This is a genomic window from Candidatus Accumulibacter contiguus, from assembly GCF_012940005.1.
Classification (GTDB): domain Bacteria; phylum Pseudomonadota; class Gammaproteobacteria; order Burkholderiales; family Rhodocyclaceae; genus Accumulibacter; species Accumulibacter contiguus.
On sequence record NZ_SPMX01000151.1, the window covers coordinates 1 to 2,187 of the forward strand.

General features: G+C 65.8%; 1 protein-coding gene. It reads left to right on the forward strand.

Annotated elements, in window-relative coordinates:
* The coding region (locus tag E4Q08_RS23875; RefSeq protein WP_169072238.1) for a zincin-like metallopeptidase domain-containing protein at nt 1–2,187 on the forward strand (2,187 nt) is incomplete at both ends.

Below are 2,187 nucleotides of genomic sequence, written 5' to 3' on the forward strand. Positions count from 1 at the left end.
TCGCGGCATCAACGCCATCCAGTTGATGAGCCAGGGCCGTGTCGATCAACGCTGGCTGACCTACAAGCAGGCCGCCGTTGCCGGCGCGCAGGTGCGCAAGGGCGAGCACGGCACGGCCATCCAGTACTGGAAGTTCAGCGAGGAGCAGACCCGGACCGACGAGAGCGGCAAGCCCGTCCTCGATGCCCAGGGCAGGCCGGTCAAAGCGGAAGTGCGGCTGGAACGGCCGCGGGTGTTCTTCGCCACCGTCTTCAACGCCGAGCAGATCGACGGTCTGCCGCCGATGCAACGCAGGGAACAGACCTGGGACGCCGTCGAGCGCGCCGAAGCCATCCTGCAGGCGTCCGGCGTCGTGATCCAGCACGGGGGGCAGAACCGCGCCTTCTACCGCTTGCGGACCGACAGCATCCATCTACCCGACAAGGGCCAGTTTCCCAGCGCCGACAACTACTACGCGATCGCACTGCACGAACTCGGGCACTGGACTGGCCACCCGTCACGTCTGGGCCGTGATCTGGCGCATCCCTTTGGCAGCGAAGGCTACGCCAAGGAAGAACTGCGGGCCGAAATCGCCAGCATGATCCTGGGTGACGAACTCGGAATCGGTCACGACCCCGGCCAGCACGCGGCCTACGTCGGCACGTGGATCAATGTCCTGCGGGACGATCCGCTGGAGATTTTTCGTGCCGCGGCCGACGCCGAGAAGATTCACGGCTACGTGCTGGCACTCGAACAGCAGCAGGTTCAAGAGCAGACCAGCCAGCAGGCACAGACCCAGGACAGCGCACAGAATCAGGATGGCGCAGAGAATCAGGACAACACAGAGAATCAGGAGGCGGCCATGCAGAGCTTCACGCAGACCCCCGTGCTCGCGAGCACGGCGCTCGACTCAAGCGACGGCGAAACGGCAGTTGCCGACCCTCGCCTCGACCCGATCAACCCGCACGAGCAAGCGGCCAGGCTGGCGAGAGTCGAGGAAGAACGGGTGCGCCGCGACCCCAACAGCACCGACGAGGAGATTGCCGCCGCCCGAGAAGCGCGCAAGTCGGCCGACGTCGCCGCACTCCTCAACGACAAGGACCTGCAACGGCAGATCGCTGAACACGAACGCGAGCAGCAGAGTACCCAGGCCGGCCAGGTAGACCCGTCCAGCCAGTCCAGTCAGTCCAGCAAGATCTGGATCGACGTTCCCTACCCGCAGAAGGACGAGGCGAAGGCGCTGGGTGCGCGCTGGGATCGTCAGGAACAGTCCTGGTATGTCCCGGCCGGTGTGGCCCCCGCCCCCTTTGCCCGATGGACACCGGCGACCACTCCCCAGGCCCGACCCAAGCAGCCACAAGCCACCCCGCCGCGCCAATATCTCGCCGTTCCCTACGGCGAACGCGTCGCCGCCAAGGCGGCCGGCGCCGTGTGGGACAAAGCCGCGAAGTCCTGGTACGCCGGGCCGAAGGCCGACCTGTCCAAGCTCAAGCGCTGGAAGCCCGAGAACGTCGCTGCCCAGCAAGGCCCGGCAATGACGCCGAAGGATGAGTTCGCCGAGGCGCTGCGCTCGATCGGCTGCGTGGTGAGCGGCGAGCACCCGATCATGGACGGCCACAAGCACCGCATCAGCGTCGAAGGCGAGAAGCACAGCGAGAAAGCCGGATCGGGCTTCTATGTCGGCCACCTGGACGGCCACCCGGCTGGCTACATGAAGAACAACAAGATCGGCATCGACCTGAAGTGGAAATCGAAGGGCTACACGTTCGAACCCGAGCAGAAAGCCCGGATGCTCGCCGAGGCGGCCGAGAAGCTGCAAGCCAGAACCGCCGAACAAGAGCGGCTGCACGAGCAGACCGCGCAGCGTGTCGCCCGGCAGATGGCGAAGCTGCTGCCGGTCATCGAGCCGACCGCGTACATGAACGCCAAGGGCATCGAACCACAGCCCGGCGTCTTCACCGACCGCGAAGGCCAGAAAACCTACATCCCGGCCACCGACGTCGACGGCAAGCAATGGACGATGCAGTACATCCGCGAGGACGGTAGCAAGCGCTTCGCCAAGGACAGCCGCAAGGAGGTCTGCTTCCATGCGATCGGCGGCCTGGACGCGCTGGCCAAGGCACCCGTCCTGGTCATCGGAGAAGGCTACGCCACCGCCGGCAGCCTGTCACAAACGCTGGGCTTCGCGACCGTCGCCGCCTTCGACTC